This is a genomic window from Rhizobacter sp. P2_H3, assembly GCF_056403355.1.
This window is the reverse complement of sequence record NZ_JBFUFQ010000129.1, coordinates 1-16,412: the sequence shown is the minus strand read 5'-3', so window position 1 is coordinate 16,412 and position 16,412 is coordinate 1. Positions and strand designations below refer to the sequence as shown.

12 protein-coding genes are annotated in these 16,412 nt (G+C 69.4%); 5 read left to right on the top strand and 7 right to left on the bottom strand.

All coding sequences use genetic code 11. From position 1 onward, the window contains the following. From AC1D1T_RS20885 to AC1D1T_RS20875, 3 genes are all read left to right on the top strand, one after another. Positions 1-837, top strand: an 837-nt coding sequence (locus AC1D1T_RS20885; protein ID WP_477992417.1) for a GNAT family N-acetyltransferase, incomplete at its 5' end; no start/stop codon positions are given. 33 nt (positions 838-870) lie between these two features. After that, entirely contained in the window at positions 871-1,518 is a 648-nt protein-coding gene (locus tag AC1D1T_RS20880) for a histidine phosphatase family protein (RefSeq protein ID WP_477827809.1), read from the top strand. A 259-nt stretch (positions 1,519-1,777) separates the two neighbouring features. Further along, the gene (locus AC1D1T_RS20875; RefSeq protein WP_477992416.1) at positions 1,778-3,298 is read left to right on the top strand and encodes an FAD-dependent monooxygenase; all 1,521 of its coding nucleotides are present in this window, start codon (positions 1,778-1,780) and stop codon (positions 3,296-3,298) included. A 2-nt stretch (positions 3,299-3,300) separates the two neighbouring features. On the opposite strand, the gene AC1D1T_RS20870 is transcribed toward AC1D1T_RS20875, so the two are convergent. Genes AC1D1T_RS20870 through AC1D1T_RS20850 form a run of 5 tightly spaced genes read right to left on the bottom strand, consistent with a single transcriptional unit; the run spans position 3,301 to position 11,193 of the window. Beyond that, positions 3,301-4,626, bottom strand: coding sequence for an OmpP1/FadL family transporter (locus AC1D1T_RS20870; RefSeq protein WP_477826807.1), 1,326 nt, complete (start codon positions 4,624-4,626; stop codon positions 3,301-3,303). A 38-nt stretch (positions 4,627-4,664) separates the two neighbouring features. Continuing rightward, a complete protein-coding gene (locus AC1D1T_RS20865) occupies positions 4,665-5,489 on the bottom strand; it encodes an oxidoreductase (RefSeq protein WP_477826808.1) in 825 nt (274 codons plus the stop codon). Continuing rightward, the gene (locus AC1D1T_RS20860; RefSeq protein ID WP_477992415.1) at positions 5,490-8,561 is read right to left on the bottom strand and encodes an efflux RND transporter permease subunit; all 3,072 of its coding nucleotides are present in this window, start codon (positions 8,559-8,561) and stop codon (positions 5,490-5,492) included. Further along, on the bottom strand, positions 8,558-9,694 hold the full coding sequence (locus AC1D1T_RS20855) for an efflux RND transporter periplasmic adaptor subunit (protein ID WP_477826998.1): 1,137 nt from the start codon (positions 9,692-9,694) through the stop codon (positions 8,558-8,560). Before AC1D1T_RS20855 ends, AC1D1T_RS20860 begins: the two co-directional genes overlap by 4 nt. A 17-nt stretch (positions 9,695-9,711) precedes the next feature. Beyond that, positions 9,712-11,193: an efflux transporter outer membrane subunit gene (locus AC1D1T_RS20850; protein ID WP_477826997.1), complete on the bottom strand. Its 1,482-nt coding sequence runs from the start codon at positions 11,191-11,193 to the stop codon at positions 9,712-9,714. A gap of 78 nt (positions 11,194-11,271) precedes the next feature. On the opposite strand from AC1D1T_RS20850, the gene AC1D1T_RS20845 reads away from it, so the two are divergent. Then, positions 11,272-11,928 (top strand): TetR/AcrR family transcriptional regulator, encoded by a 657-nt coding sequence (locus AC1D1T_RS20845; RefSeq protein ID WP_477826996.1) that lies wholly within the window; start codon positions 11,272-11,274, stop codon positions 11,926-11,928. Here the strand turns inward: AC1D1T_RS20845 and AC1D1T_RS20840 are convergent. Further along, positions 11,925-13,226, bottom strand: a complete 1,302-nt coding sequence (locus AC1D1T_RS20840; protein WP_477826995.1) for a virulence factor family protein — start codon at positions 13,224-13,226, stop codon at positions 11,925-11,927. The two genes, AC1D1T_RS20845 and AC1D1T_RS20840, sit on opposite strands and share 4 nt — an antisense overlap. Positions 13,227-13,315: 89 nt before the next feature. Then, entirely contained in the window at positions 13,316-15,922 is a 2,607-nt protein-coding gene (gene mprF / locus AC1D1T_RS20835; protein ID WP_477992414.1) for a bifunctional lysylphosphatidylglycerol flippase/synthetase MprF, read from the bottom strand. A 165-nt stretch (positions 15,923-16,087) separates the two neighbouring features. Between mprF and AC1D1T_RS20830 the strand changes: the two genes are divergently transcribed. Further along, positions 16,088-16,412 (top strand): carbohydrate-binding protein (locus tag AC1D1T_RS20830; protein WP_477992413.1); only part of this gene is annotated, 325 nt, incomplete at its 3' end.

The following is a 16,412-nucleotide window of genomic DNA, read 5'->3' as shown; positions in this document are numbered from 1 at the left end:
GGACATTCCCTGCTACAAGTCACCCACATGAACATTCGCGAGCTTCAGCCGCAGGAACTTCAGCCGCTGCTCCGCCTGTACACGCACCTGCACGAGCATGACGACCCGCCGCCGCCCATCTCAGCCATCGAGGCCGTCTGGGCTGAGGCTCTCGCCAATCCACGGATCAAGTACTTCGGCGGCTTTGCCGAAGCCGATCTGGTCTCGAGCTGCACGCTCACCGTCATTCCGAACCTCACTCGCGCTTGCCGGCCCTACGGGCTGATCGAGAACGTCGTCACCCATGCGGCGCATCGTGGGCAAGGCTGGGGCAAAGCCCTCCTTGCGCAGGCCCTGGCTGAAGCCTGGAAGCAAGGGTGCTACAAGGTCATGCTGCTCACCGGCCGCAAGGACGAAGGCACTTTGCAGTTCTACGAGCAAGCGGGATTCGATCGCCACGGAAAGCAAGCCTTCGTGGCGAAGCCCGCAGATGGGGGGGGACAGCAAGGTGGAAGCACCACGATGACATCGATCAATCGGCACTTCAGGCTCGAAGGCTGGCTCATGGTCGGCGTCTTTCTGGCCCCGTTCGCGCTGGGACTCATTGCGGCCCTGGTGCTCCGCGTTTGTGGCCCCAGGCAAGAACTCCGTCGACTCTCCCGATGCGGCCATTGCAGCGTCAAGGCAGGCCTGGCGCTCCATCTCCGAGAAGACGAGCCAGTCGTCATTCAGTCCAGCCAGCACGGCTCGATTCGAGCCTTACTCCGCGACGCTGGAAGACGGCGTCTGGGTCGTGCGTGGCACCGCTGCAGCCGGCTACCGAGGAGAGATTCTCGTCACGCGGGTTCGGCAAGGTGACGGCACCGTCGAGGTGAGGAGCGAGGCCATCAAATGACCAGCGCCACGACAAGCATGACTTCCATCTTTCTGATCCGCCATGGCGCCTACGACGAAGGGCAGGTCGACGGCGTGGGCCCGCACGTCGATCTCGGGCTGTCCGATGAGGGGAAACTGCAAGCGCAGGCACTCGCCGACAGGCTTCGCCTCGGCAAGGAAATCCACGCCGACGCCCTCTACGCCAGCACGCTGCCAAGAGCTCGGCAGACTGCGGACATCCTGGCCCCGGCGCTCGGCCTTTCTGCCGTGCTGGAACAAGACCTGGAGGAATGGCGGAGCGACGACGGCACGATGGACACCAACGAGTTCACCACCCTCTGGCAGAGCCTGAGCGAGCGAGACCGGCAATTCCATCGCTTCGCCCCTGGCTGCGAAACCACCATCGAGTTCAGTGCCCGGGTGCAATCGGCACTCCACGCGATCGTCAAGAAACACCTCGGGCAGACCGCCGTGCTCGTGGTCCATGGCGGCGTGATCCAGGTGGCCTTTCAGTACTTCTTCGGCTACGGAGATGCCGCCTTTCGGCGCGCCTACCCTGCTGTCGGCTACACCTCCATCACCCACTGGAACCTGCCAATGAACACCAGCAAGTGGGTCCTCGAATCATCGAATGACAGGCATCATCTGAGAAGGTCTGCGTGAGTCCGCTCCGCCGCTAGAATCGCTCCCGATCCCGTGCCTCCTGCGCCGGGACGCCTTCCCCGGAACATCCCACCCATCGGTGCGGCCTATCGCCAAGCGAACCCGTCTTCGTTCCCGACCTTGAATCGTCGACCGCGTTGTTTCTCCCGCTGAAGCCGGAGACCCACGCGCTCGCCTGCTGACCCCCTCAGTTTCGTTGTCCCGACCGGCTGCGCATCGACGCAGCCGCGCGAAGCTGTGCGACTGCCATCCACATGCCATGACCTCCCAATCCTCTCCCCGTCTTCACGATGTCGTCATCGCCGGCGCCGGCCCCGTCGGCCTATTCCTCGCCTGCGAGCTCGCGCTGGCCCGGCTCGACGTGCTGGTCCTCGAACGGGCCGACAGCCCCGCAACCCCGTTGAAGGCAGCGCCGCTCGGCACCCGCGGCCTGTCCGTCGCGACCGGCGAGGCGCTCCACCGCCGCGGGCTCCTCGACGACCTCCGTGCCACCGCGGCGGCTGCAACGGGCGCTCCACGCAAAGCCCAGGCCGGTCATTTCGCGGGCATCGCGATCGACGCCGCCAGGATCGACCCGTCTCGCTGGACGTACCGCCTGCCGAACCCGGCCTCCAGCAACTTCGCAGCCGACATGGCATCGGTGGAGTCGGTCCTCACGGCGCGGGCGCTCACGCTGGGCGTCGACATCCGCCGCGGGCTGGCGGTCACCGGGTTCGATGACCGCGGCGACCACGTCCTCGTCCACACCGGGAGCCTCTCGGTCCAGGCGAAGTGGCTGGTCGGCTGCGATGGTGGCCGCAGCACGGTTCGCAAGCTGGGCGACTTCGAGTTCCCCGGCACCGAGCCCGAATTCACCGCGTACTCGGCGCTGGTGGACATCGCCGACCCCGAGAAGCTGCGCCCCGGTCGCAATGCCACACCCGTCGGCTTCTACATGAACCAGCCGGGCCAGATCGCCATCGCCGACTTTGATGGCGGCGCCTTCAACCGATCGGAGGCGATCACGCTCGAGCACCTGCAGGTGGTGCTTCGCCGCGTGTCGGGCACCGATGTCACGCTGTCCGCCGTCCACCTCGCCACCAGCTTCACCGACCGCGCGCGGCTCGTCACGGCGTACCGCAAGGGCCGCGTGTTGCTCGCCGGCGATGCGGCGCACATCCATTCCGCACTCGGCGGCCAGGGCCTGAACGCGGGCCTGGGCGACGCGATGAACCTCGGCTGGAAACTCGCGGCCACGGTCCGCGGCACGGCGCCTGCCGGGCTGCTCGACACCTACCAGGCGGAGCGGCACCCGGTGGGGCAGTGGCTGCTGGACTGGACGCGCGCGCAAGTCGCGATCATGCGGCCGGGTCCGCAGGGGCGGGCCCTCGAAAGCATCCTGCGCGACCTGATGAGCACACCCGACGGGTCCACCTACTTTGCCGGGCAGCTGTGGGACCTCTCGCTGCGCTATGACCTGGGCGGCAGGCACCCGCTGACCGGTTGCAGCGCGCCCGATCTCGAGTTCGACGACGGCAGCAGGCTCGCGTCGCACCTCCATGACGGCGCAGGCCTGCTGGTCGATCTCGACGGCTCGCATCCCTTGCGGCACAGCGCTGCGCCGTGGAGCGATCGAATCAGCTACGTGGCCGGCAACGCGAAGCAACCGCTCGGCCTGGCGGCCCTGCTGGTGCGCCCGGACGGCTTTGTCGCCTGGGCGTGCGACGGGCCGCCGTCGCACGACGAGGTTCGCCTGGCAGCCATGCGCTGGTTCGGCTCGCCGCATCCGGTGGCGCGATAGCGTCAGAAGCGGTATTGGGCAGAAACCGCGACGATGTCGCTGCGCAGCTTGTACGTACCTTGCAGCGTGCTGGCGGTGGACGAAGTGAGGTTCACGCTCGTGTCCTTGATGAACAAGTGCGTGTAGCCAACACTGCAGGTCAGCGACTCGCCCACCCGCCATGTCGCCCCGAGGGACAGCCACCTTCGGCTGACGTCAGGGACGCGGACGTCTCGCACCGCATCGGTGACGGGGGTCTGGTCATAGGCGGCACCGCCACGAAAGGTCCAGCTGTCGTTGGCCCGGTACTCCGTGCCGATCGAGTAGAACGACGTGTTCCGATAGCCGAAGTGCAGCGTCTCGTCGGGCAGGTTGGATGCGAAGTCCAGCACCACGCTGCCGAACTTTTCCCATGACGTGCGCGAGTAGTCCGCCATCACGGTCCACTGGTCGTCGAGTCGCTGGCTGACACTGAGCGTCCAGGACGACGGCATCGTCAGCTCGGTGCTCGCGCTCGTGCTCACGAAGGTGCCGGGCCTGGCCGCGGACAGCACGGCGTTGGCGGCCGGGGGGATCGAGAAGTCGACCTGGGCGCTCTTCGGCTTGTGCCTGACCTCCGAGCGATAGGCCAATCCGATCGTCGTCCCGTCAGCCGGGCGCAGCAGGCCGCCGAGCGTGTAGCCGACCGCGGTGTCGTGGCCGTCGATGTCGATGTATCCGTCCGCACTGGTCGGGGAGAAGCCGGAGACGCTGGAAGCGGCCAGGAGAGCGCCGAAGTCGATCGCGTCGCGCAACTTCACCTCCATGCGCTCGGCGAACACCGAGGCGCCGAGCGACAGGACCTCGTTCACCTTGTAGGACCCCGCCACGCCGGCGTCGACGGCCTTGAGCTCTGTTCTCACGCCTTGGTAACGGCCGACCCAGCCATCGTCGTATTCGGTCTTGAAGCCGAACGGCGCCGTGATGGAGAAGCCGAGATGGATTCGATCCGTCAGAGGCGTGTGGAAGTACAGCGACGGCACCGCAGCGGTGTCGCCGGCGTTGCCGCCATGGCCTCCGGACAGCGGGCGGCCCAGCGCGTCATGGCCCGTGCCGTCGAACCTGACGGCGTAGTCGATGACCGCGACATCGGCCTGGATCAACCGGCCGTTCAGCAGCGTCATGGCGGCGGGGTTGTTCGCGATCACGGTGGCGTCTCCGCCTTCGCTGATCGAGCCCGCGAAGGCGCGCCCCTGGCCAGTGGCACTCTGCTCCTTGAGCTGGAAGGCAGCCGCGTTGGCCGTGCCGACGCAGGCGAGGCTGGCCGCGATGGCGAGTAGAGTCTGATGCTGTACCTTGATGGAATTCATGTGGGTGTCGGTTTCATGGAGGGGTGGGGTGGCGCGACCTATGCCGGCAGCCGCAGCTGCTTGCGCAGGCTCTTGTCAAACGCGGCTGCCGGGACGAACCGACGAAGCAGGCTCACTTGTCGCGCGAATCCACCTGCGGCGTAGCGGCGGCGCGGGTTTGCCGCGAAGCAGGCCTTCAAGACGGTTTGCGCCACCGACTCCGGCGAGTCGGCGTTTTTCATCACGTCGCGCATGACAGCCTCCGCGTTCGAGCGTGCGGACTTGTAGTTGTCGAGCGGTTGGTCAGCCTGGATCAGATTGCTCTCGAACGAAGTCCGTGTGTACGCGGGTTCGACGAGCACCACCCTGACACCCGCGTCCCTGACCTCATGGTCCAGCGACTCGGAATAGCCTTCCACGGCGTGCTTGCTCGATGCATACAGCGCCATGTAAGGGGCCGGGATCAGTCCCATGACGGAGCTGATGTTGACGATCCGGCCCCGCCCCTGCCGGCGCATGACGGGAAGGACGGCGTTCGTGGTCCGCATCACGCCGAACACATTGACGGCGAAGAGTGACTTCGCCTGCTCGATGGATGACTCCTCCGCGCCGCCCATCAGCCCGACCCCTGCGTTGTTGACCAGCAGATCGATGCGGCCGGCCTTTGCAAGCACTTCGCCGAACGCGGCCTCGACTGACGCATCGCTGGTGACATCGCAAACCAGGTACTCGACACCCGCGGACTTCGACGGCGGAGGTTTGCGACAGGTGCCGAAGACCCGGTATCCGGCCCGCGCCAGTGCCAGCGCGGTGGCCTCTCCGATACCGCCCGATGCCCCGGTGACGATCGCGACGCCATCCTGCTGCTTGTGGTCGTTGGACATTCATTGCTCCTTGGTTGAAATGTGGTCACGCCGGACGCGGAACCAGGCGGCGTACAGTGCCGGCACGAAGACGAGGGTGAGCGCCGTGGCCACGACGAGGCCGCCCATGATCGAGATGGCCATCGGCCCCCAGAAGACGCTGTGCGTGAGCGGGATCATGGCCAGCACCGCGGCGGCGGCGGTCAGCACCACGGGGCGCGAGCGCCGTACCGTGGCGTCGACGATGGCGGTCCAGGGCGCCACGCCGCGCGCGATGTCCTGGTCGATCTGGTCGACCAGGATGATCGAGTTGCGCATGATCATGCCGCTCAGGGCGATCACGCCCAGCAGCGCGACGAAGCCGAATGGCGCCTGGAACAGCAGCAGCGCCGGCACCACGCCGATCAGCGCCAGCGGCGCCGTCATGAACACCATGAACAGGCGTGAAAAGCTCTGCAACTGGATCATCAGCAGAGTCAGCATCACCGCGAACATCGCCGGGAACACCGCGAACAGTGCCTTGTTGGCCTTGTCGCTCTCCTCGATGGCGCCGCCGTCCTCGAGGCGGTAGCCCGTGGGCAAGCTGTCGACGATCGGCTGCAGCAACGGCCGGATCTTCGCGGTGGCGTCCGGACCCTGCACGCCGTCGGCGACGTCGCTGCGCACGGTGAGCACCATGTCGCGGTTGCGTCGCCACAGCACCGGCTCCTCGAAGCCCGGCTCCACGCGGGCCAGCTGCGACAGCGGAACGGTCACGCCGCTGCGCGTGAACACGGGCAGGTCGCCCAGTCGACCGATGCTCTTGCGCTCCTCGGGTGTCGCTCGCACGACCACGTCGATGAGCTCTTCGCCACGGCGGATCTGCGTCACGGGTGCGCCGTCCAGCGTGGTCTGCACCAGGCCCTGGATGTCGGCCGTGGACAGGCCCAGCAGCCGTGCCTTGTCCTGGTCGACGTGGACCCTCATCGAGCGGACCTGCTCGTTCCAGTCCAACTGCGTGTCACGCACCAGCAGGCTCTGGCGCACCGCGTCGCGCACCTTGTAGGCGATCTCCCTCACCTGCGCCTTGTCGGGGCCGATGACACGGAACTGGACCGGGAAACCCACCGGCGGGCCGAACTCCAGGCGCGTGACGCGCGCATTGACGTCCGGCAAAGCCTCGTCCCTGGCGAACAGGTCCATCAGCCGGGCGCGCACCCGTTCGCGCTGTTCAATGCCCGCCGTCTTGACGACGAACTGTGCGAACCCCGGGTTCGGCAATTCCGGCAGGATCGACAGATAGAAGCGCGGCGTGCCGGCACCGGTGTAAGCGGTGAAGAATTCGATGTCCGGGTCTTTCGCAAGTCGGGCTTCGAGCAGCTTCACCTGGCGCTCGGTCGCGGCGAAAGACGCCCCTTCGCGCAGTCTCAGGTCCACCAGCAGTTCCGGCCGCGATGCGGTGGGGAAGAACTGCTGCTGTACCGTCAGCATGCCGGCACCGGCGATGGCGAAGAGCAGCACCGTGGCGCCGAGTACCCAGGCCCGGCGCTGCACCGCCCAATCGATGACGGCGCGCAGCCGGTGGTAGACGGGCCGGTCGTAGACGTCGTGGTGCGTGCCGGCGGCCAGGTTCTTCGGCAACAGCAGCACRCCCAGGTACGGCGTGAAGATCACGGCCACCAGCCACGACAGGATCAGCGCCACCCCGACGACCCAGAAGATGCCGCCCGCGTACTGGCCGGCGATCGACTTGGCGAAACCCACCGGCATGAACCCGGCGGCCGTGATCAACGTGCCGGTCAGCATCGGAAGCGCCGTGGTCGTGTAGGCGTAGGTGGCAGCGCGCAGCCGGTCCCAGCCTTCCTCCAGCTTCACCACCATCATCTCCACCGCGATGATGGCGTCGTCGACCAACAGGCCCAGCGCGATGATCAGCGCGCCCAGCGAGATGCGGTCCAGGGCCCAGCCGGCCGCGTGCATGACGGCCGCCACCAGCCCGAGCACCAGCGGCACCGACGCGGCCACCACGATGCCGGTGCGCCAGCCCAGGAACAGGAAGGACACGGCCAGCACGATGGCCAGCGCTTCCAGGAACGAGCGCTCGAATTCCCAGACCGACTCCTCCACCACGCGCGGCTGGTCGGCGTACYGCTGGATCTCCACGCCCGCCGGCAGTTCCTGCCGCACCTGCGCCAGCCGCTGTTCCAGCGCGTGCCCGAAGTCCAGCACGTTGCCGTTGGCCTGCATCGTCACGCCGATGGCCAGCACCGGCACGCCGTTGTGGCGGATGGTCAGGCTCGGCGGATCCTCGTAGCCGGTGCGCACGGTGGCGATGTCGGCCAGCCGCAGCAGCTGGCCACCCACTTCCAGCGTCACGTTGGAAACGTCCGCGGTGCCGTGCAATCCGCCGTCCACGCGCACCTGCACGCGGTCGTGCGTGGCATCGGCCGAACCGGCCGGGGCCACCAGGTTCTGGCGCGCCAGCGCGTCGAACACGGCGGTCGGCGCGATGCCGAGTGCGGCCAGCCGCCGGGTGGACAGCTCCACGTACACGCGCTCGGCCTGCTTGCCCAGAACGTCGACCTTGCCGACGCCGTCCACGCCCTGGATGCGCCGCTTCACGTCTTCGGTGACCGCCAGCAGCTCGGCCATCGACAGCTCGGGCGCGCTCAACGCGTAGAGCACGCTGTAGCGGTCGTTGTACTCGTCGTTGAAGAAGGGCCCGCGCACGCCGTCGGGGAACTCCTGGCGCACATCGCCGATCTTCTTGCGCACCTGGTACCAGGCGTTGTCCAGCTCCGCCTTGCTCGAGCCGCCCTTCATGTACAGCGTGACACCGCCATAACCCTGGCGTGCGAAGCTGCGCACGGATTCGAAGTGATCCAGCTCCTGCAGCCGGCGCTCGATGCGGTTGAGCACCTGGTCTTGCACGTCCTGCGCGGTGGCGCCGGGCCACACGACGATGGCCGTCATTTGCGGCACGTCGAAGTTGGGGTCCTCCAGACGGCCCAAGCGGCTGAAGGACATGACGCCGACGATGAGCGTCGCGATGATCAGGAACAGCACCATCGGCTGGTGCGTGACGGCCCATTCCGAGAGATTGAAGCGCTTCATGACTGCCCTTGCGAGCTGCTCTTGGTGACGGGGGCGGGCCCGGCTTCGGGCGAACGTTCGACGGCCCGCACCTTGATGCCGGCATCGAGCTTCTGGGCACCGACGCTGACCACCCGGCTGCCGGCGGCCAGGCCGGTGACGCGCACCGACGCGTCGTCCGCGCCGACCACCTGCACGGGCTGGAACGCCAGGCCCGAGCCCTTGGCATCCAGCACCCAGACGCCCGCGGAGCCGCTGGCCTTCACCAGCGCAGTGACCGGCAGGGCGGCCGTCGGCGCACCCGCGGTCGGGTCGGACAGGTTCAGCTGCATGGTGCTGCCCAGTGGCAGCGCCGCGACCTGCGCGCGCGATTCGGGGGTCGCGGCATAGCGCACGCGGAAGGTCCGGCCCTGCGCGCTGGCCAGTGGCGAGAGTTCGCGCAACACCAGCCGCAGCGGCGCTTTTGCGTCTTGCGCCGCGCCCTGCCAGGGCGTGGCCACGGCGGCGAGGGTCCGCGCCCGGCCCACCCATTCCTCCGGCAGGTCGGCGACGATCTCGCGTTCCCCGTCACGGGCCAGCGACAGCACGGGTTGGCCCTCGGTGACCACCTGGCCACGCTCGAAGCGCAGCGCCGTCACCACGCCGGCATAGGGCGCCACCAGCGTGGCATAGCCTTCGCGGTTGCGCGCCAGGTCGAGCTGGCGGCGGGCCTGGTCCAGGCGAGCCGCAGCTGCGTCGGCACGCGCCTTCTGGCGCTCATGGTCGGCAGCGCCCACCGAACCGTCGGCGAGCAGGCGGCGCATGCGCGCCTCGTCGGACGCGGCCTGTTGCGCATCCACGGAAGCAGCCTGCACCTGGTCGGCAGCGGCCCTCGCGCCCAACTGATAGTCGGCAGGGTCGAGGCGAGCGAGTGCCTGGCCGGCCTTCACGACATCACCGACCTCGATCAGACGCTCGACCACCTTGCCGCCGGCGCGAAAACCCAGGTCCGTCTCGACACGCGCTCGAACCACGGAGGTGAAGGCGCGCGTCTGCGCGGACGCCGTCTCGGTCACCGTGGTCACGAAGACCGGCTTGACGATGGCGGCAGGAGCGCCTGGCTTGCTGCAGGCGGCCGACAGCGCGCTGGCAGCGACCATGACCGTGAGGGTCATGGCGGGGGAGATCCTGTTCATCGGGGCGTCCTTGCGGCAAGAGAAGTCGAGACAACACCGGTCCGAGGCGGCGCGAAGCCCCCGCCCAGTGCCTTGTAGAGTTGAACGTCGGCCAGCACCTGCTGAAGGCGACTGCTCGACAGGGCGAGTTCGCTGGCCAGCACCGAACGCTGTACGTCCAGCAACACCAGCAGGTCGATCTGGCCTTCGCGCTGCAGCGACCGGGCGCGCTGCAGCGAGCGGCGGCGGTGGTCGACGGTGCGGCTCAGCGCGGCAGCGCGCTCGGCCTCTTCGGTGCGCACCAGCAGGCTGTCCTCGACTTCCTGCACGGCCACCAGCACCGCCTTCTGCCAGGCCAGCAGGGCCTCCTCGGCCCGCGCCGACTGCACGCGGATGCCGGCGTCGATGCGCCCGGCATTGAAGATCGGCGCGGCAAACGCCAGCGCGACGTTCGAAAAATGCACCGGCGCGAGATCCAGCGCGTTCAGCCGCAGGTCCTCGCGGCCGAACAGGGCGCTCAGGAACAGCTTGGGCCACCACTGCGCGCGTGCCTCGGCGCCGCGCAGCGTCTCGGCCGCGACGCGCGCCTCGGCGGCGATCAGGTCGGGGCGACGCCTCAGCAGCTCGCTGGGCTGGCCGGTCCCGATGTCGCGCACCGAGGGCCACACAAACGCTGCACCGTCGTCGACGACGCGTGCCGATGGGTTGCGGCCCAGCAGCACGGCCAGCCGGGTCTGCGAGACGCCGGCCAGCATCCGCAGTGGAGGCAGCTGCGCGTCGAGCGCCTCCGCTTCGGCGCCTGCTCGGTCGAGGTCGAAGGCGCTCGCCTCGCCTTCGCGCTGGCGGCTGCCCACGCGGGTGGCCGTCTCGTGCTGGGCCGCGGCCAGTGCCTGCACGATGCGCAGCTGCTCTTCAGCGCTGCGCAGCACGAAGTATTGCCGCGCCACCTCGCTGGCCACCAGCAAGCGCGCGCCGTCCACGCCCGCGGTGGCGGCCGCGGCGTCGGCTTGCGCCGCATCGCGGGCAGCGCGCACGCCGCCGGCCAGGTCGATCTCCCACGCCACATCGACACCGGCGCGAAGCGCGCGCGTGTCAGGCTGCCCCTGCTTGACCGGATCGGGCAGGCCGCTTTCGCTGCGCGAGGCCGACGCCTGCAGGCCCACCGTGGGCCACAGGCGAGAGCCCTGGGCATCGCGACCCGCACGGGCCTGGGCGACGCGTTGCAGCGCGATGGCCACATCCTGGTTGGCGGCCAGCGCTTCGTCGATCAGCGCAGTCAGCGCCGGGTCGCCATAGCCGGCCCACCAGGCGCCGTCGAGAGCCTGGCCGGCAACGGGCGCCGGTGCGCCGTGCGCAAAAGCAGCGGCCAGCGGCACTGAAGGCGACGGGGGCTGCACAGGCGCCACCGAGCAGGCCGACAAGAACAACAGCGCGGCCAACGCCACGGCGCGGATCGCCCAGGCGCCGGTGTCGAGGCTGCGATGCAGGGGGAGCGGCATGAAGTGATTCATATACTGGACGATTGAGTACAGTAAGTGTACCCTGGCCATAATGGACTTTCAAGTACATTAAATAAGATGCCCAAGAACGAAACCGAGAACGATGCCGCGCCGACGCCGCGCCGCGGCAGGCCGCGGGACCCCGAGCGCTACCGCCGCATCCTGGATGCGGCGCGCAGGCACTTCTATGCGCACGGCCTGGAGCGGTCCAGCGTGGACGCGATCGCCGCCGACGCCGGTGTCTCGAAGATGACCATCTACAGCCACTTCGGGTCCAAGGAGGGGCTGTTCGAGGCAGAGGTACGCGATCGCACCGAGCGCGTGGTGGGCGGCCTCGCGGGCGCCGAAGCACTGGACGCGCAGCAGCCCCAGAAGGCGCTGCTGTCCATCGGCGAGCAGTTCCTGACGCTGGCGCGCGAGGACGAGGCGCTGTCGCAGTTCCGCTCGCTCTACGGCGCCGCCGGGGTACAACCCGAGGCCTGCCGGGCCTTCTACCGGCAGGGAGCCGAACGGTTGATCGGCGACCTGGCCGCGTACCTGCGCCGCGCCGACGCGGCCGGCACGCTGAAGGTGCGGCACCCGCGGCAGGCGGCGGACCTGTTCCTGTCGATGTTCCTGGGCGACGGCCACATCCGGGGGCTGCTCATGCTCGACATGCCGGATGCGCGGGAGAACCGGGCCCTGTTGCGCGAGGCGGTCAGGGTGTTCATGGCGGCCTACGCGGAGATTCCCTAGCGCACTGCCTCGACGATCAAGCGCGCCAGCCGCGCATAGTCCCCACCGAAGTGGTGATCGCCCTTCATCACCAGCACCCGCGCATGCGCCGGCACGAGCTTCGGGCACAGTGAATCCTTCTCGCGGTCGCCCTGCACGCACAGCGTGTCGGCGGCCGAGAGCCGGCGCGCCTCGGGCAGGATCGGCTTGTCGCCGCTCGGCCCCAGCCAGTTGCTGAAGTGGAACTCGAACGAGGCCTTCTGCGCGAGCCCCAGCAGCGCGGTGAGCTTGATCGTCGAGCGCGTCGCGGCCGGCAGCCGGTTGACGGCGAACGGCAGCACGTCGGCCCCCTGCGAGTAGCCGATCAGGATCACCTCCGATCGCTGCCAGCGCGCGGCGTAGTAGCGGATCAGCCGATCCAGATCGCTCGCCAGGCCCTCGGGCGTGCGCGCCTTCCAGAAGTAGCGCAGCGAATCGAAGCCCGCCACCGGAATGCCCTGCGCCGCCAGCGCCGCCGCGAGCTCCTTGTCGATGCCGGCCCAGCCCCCATCGCCGGACAGCAGCACGGCGAAGCGCCGGCCGGCACCCGCACCGACACCAGGGACAGGCACCTCCACCATCGGCAGGTCGGCCAGTTGCTCCGGCGCCGGCGGCACCACCGGCGCGGCGGCCTGCTGGGCAGACGAGAGTTGCGCGTACGCCGTCGCGAATGCCGCAGGGCCATCGGCCACCCAGCGCGCCTTCGGCACCTGCTGCACGAAGGCCTGCACGCTGTCAGCTGGACACGCGGCGCCCTGCACCGCCGTCCACGGCGTGGCCAGCGTCGTCGCGGGCAGCAGCTCGAAACCGCCGGCGCCGGCGGCCGCCCAGCGCAGGCCGTTGGTCGCGCACAGCGGCGTCTTCAGCGCGAGCCGCGGGCAGAACCCCAGCGACAGCGCCGACGAGAAACTCCCCGCCGGCGCCTGCGCCAGCACGCCATAGGCGAACGGCGCCGCCGCACCGCTGCCCACCAGCATCGGCAACCGATACCCCGGCACCTGCTCGTACGCCTGCAAATGGCGCGACAGGTTCTCGAAGGCGCCTGCCGCATACGTGCACTTGCCGTCCTGCTTCTCCAGCCGCTTGTAGAACGGCGCCAGCGGCACCGCCGCCACCAGCGCCCCGCCCTCCACCATGCGGTCGATGGCCTGCTGCTCGGCGGCATCCGGCGCATCGTTCGCCGACAGCATGAACACGAACTGCTGCACGGTGCCCGCCGGCTTGAACAGGCGCACGTCGTTGAACAGCCCGTGCGCCACCGTGCCGGGCGCGGTCTGCATCGGCGTCTGTCTGGGTTGGGGCCGCACCTGCGCGTGGCACGGCGCCATCGGGATCAGCAGGAGCCCTGCCACCAGTGCGAGCACGCGCCTCATCGGCTGATCGCTCCCTTGAGGCCGCCACCGATCAGCGCCGCCACGTCGGCCAGGATGAAGACCGGCGCCAGCCCGGGCGGCGCGGCCAGGTAGCGCGCCTCCCAGTCGGGCTCGAACTTGTCCTTGAAGTTGTGCAGCCCGCGGAAGTTGTAGAAGCGGTCGCCGTGCTCGAACAGCAGCCGCCCGAGCCGCTGCCAACGCGGCGCTCGGCGGCGCTCGGCCATGCCGGCCATCGGCGACATGCCGAGCCCGAAGCGTTCGTAGCCCTCGGCCTGCAGGTGCAGCATGATCTTCGCGAACAGGAAGTCCATCGTGCCGGGCGGTGCATCGGGCAGGTGGCGCATCAGGTCGAGGCTCGCGTCCTTGCGGGCATCGGTGGTCAGCAGGTTGGCGAAGGCGAGGATGCGGTCGTCGCGCCGCACGATCGCCACCGGCAGGCGCTGCACGTAGTCCGCATCGAAGCGCCCGACCGAGAAGCTCTTCTCGCGCCCGCGCTGCTCGGCCAGCCACGCATCGGACACCTGCCTCAGCTGCGGCAGCAGCGCGGCCACGCCGTCGGCCGGCACCACCTCGAACTGCAGCCCCTCGCGCTCGCCGCGGTTCACGCCGGTGCGCAGGTTGGCGCGCTTCGCCCCCTTCAGGCTGAAATCGGGCAGCGGCACGGTGGCGTATTCGCCGAGCTTCAGCGCGTGCAGCCCGCAATCGAGGTACAGCGGCAGCGTGGCCGGGCGCACCTGGTAGAACGCGGCGCGGCCGCCATGGTCGTTGGCGCGCTCGATGAACTGCCACACCAGGTCGGGCCATTCGCGCGCATCGCCGAACGGGCCGTACAGCGACACCCACGAACGACCCTGCTTGCCGAACATCAGGAAGCTGCGCCCGGACGGCGAGAACATCAGGTGCTTGTCGCCGACCAGCACATGGCAGCCGTCCGATGATGGATTGGCGCGCACGATCGCCGCGGCCCGCGCCATCTCTTCGGGCGAGGTCTCGGCCACGTCGCCGGCCGGCGGCCGCAGCAGCTGCCACATGCCGTAGGCGAGCGCGATCAGCGCGATGGCGGTCAGCGCGCGCAGCGAGCGCGGCGCCTGGCCGTCGAGCTCGAACTGCCACCACAGCCGGTTGCTGTAGGCCACCTCGCGGTACGCGAAGAACAGCACCCACACGCAGGCGACCAGCACGCCGCCGAGCGCCAGCAGCCATTCGGGCTCGAGCCGCTGCGAGAACAGCGAGGAGCGGCGATCGAACTGGTTGCGCGAGATCAGCAGCAGCAGCGCCAGCGTGGTCAGCATCGCGGCCTCGGTGACCGCGATGCCCTTGGGCAGTGCCAGCACCGCGGCGATCACCGACAGCACCAGCGCGGCCCACCAGGCGGCATCCAGCTGGTGCAACAGCCCGCGCGCCACCAGCAGCAGGCCGAGGCCGGCGACGCTGCCGAGGAAGTGCGACGCCTCGATCAGCGGCACCGGCACGTTCAGGTGCGCGAGGATCTCGCGCGCGTCCTCGGTGAACGGCGTCACGCCGGAGACCATCAGCCACAGGCCCGCGACCAGCGTCAGCGCCGCCATCAGCCGCGGGCTCAGGTGCACCGCCATGCGGCCCACCGGCGCGGCCACGCCGGAGCGCAGCTCGTAGGCCACCAGCATGCCGGTGGCCAGCACCAGCGGCAGCACGTAGTAGATGCCGCGGTTCAGCAGCAGCGCGCCCAGCATCACATCGCTCGGCACGGTGCCGCCGCTGGCCAGCAGCATCACCGCCTCGAACACGCCGACGCCGCCCGGCACGTGGCTGATGATGCCGGCCGTGACGGCGATGGCGTAGAACGCGATGAAGGTCGGCAGCGGGATGTGCTGGCCCGGCAACAGCACCCACAGTGCCGCCGCCGAGGCGCACAGCTCCAGCGCCGAGATCACCAGCTGGCGCAGCGCGAGCTCGGGCGTCGGCAGGCGCATGCTCCAGCGGCCGATGCGCAGGCCGCGGCGCTTCGTGCACAGCCAGATGAAGCCGGCCAGCCCCAGCAGCAGCGCGGCGGCCAGCAGCCGCAGCAGCAGCGGCGGCATGCGCAACAGGCCGCCCACGTCGTCGGCGCCCCACAGCAGCGCGAGCGCGCCGAACGCCGCCATGCCGAGCCCGAAGGCGGCTGCATTGAAGGCGATCACCCGCCCGACCTGTGCCGGCTCCAGCCCGGCAGCGGTGTACAGCCGCATGCGCACCGCGCCGCCCGACAGCGGCCCGAGCCCGATGGTGTTCGACAGCGCATAGGCGACGAACGAGGTCAGCAGCACGGTGGCATGCCGCACGCGAGCGCCGGCATAGCGCAGCGACGAGCTGTCGTAGCCGCTGAGCGCGAGGTAGCTCAGCACGGTGGCGATCAGCGCCAGGCCGATGCTCGACGCCGGCGTGGTGGCCACGGCCGCCATCACCGCGCTGTAGTGCACCTGCAGCAGCAGCTGGCGCAGCGCGAGGCCGACGGCCAGCGCCAGCCCCAGCGCGACGGCGCCCAGCAGCCAGGGCCGCAACCGCGGCCACCGGTCGCCCCAGAAGGAGACGGCCAGCGTGGACTTGGGTGGAGCGAGGGTGGGGTCCAGCAAGGACTCGGACACGGTTCGGACGAAAGCACGGAAGTGGAGACGCGGCTATTGGATCGCGTTTTGCGGCTCGCGGGCACAAACCATTACCACTTTCATCGTTCAAGTGGTACTCAAATGGTATTGCAGCGGCTAGAGTCCCGAACGCCGTAACGCCCCCCGTTCCACCCGGAGACCTCCATGCCCGTCACCGCCCTCGTCCCCCGCTCGAGCCAGATGCGTCTGCTCAGCGCCTTCGCCGCCGTCCTCGTGACCGCGACGGCCCAGGCCGCCAGCTACCCCGCCTGGAAGCCCGACACCTTCTACGCCGCCGGCTCGCTGGTGACGTACAACGGCCGCAACTACCGCGCCACCGTGGCGCAGACCGACTACGCGAGCACCGGCTGGAACCCGACCACCGCGAGCCTGTGGACCGACATCGGCGCGGCCGACGGCCCGGCCCCCGCCCCGGCTCCTGCGCCGACACCGGCACCCGCTCCGGCTCCCGCGCCGACGCCCGCCCCTG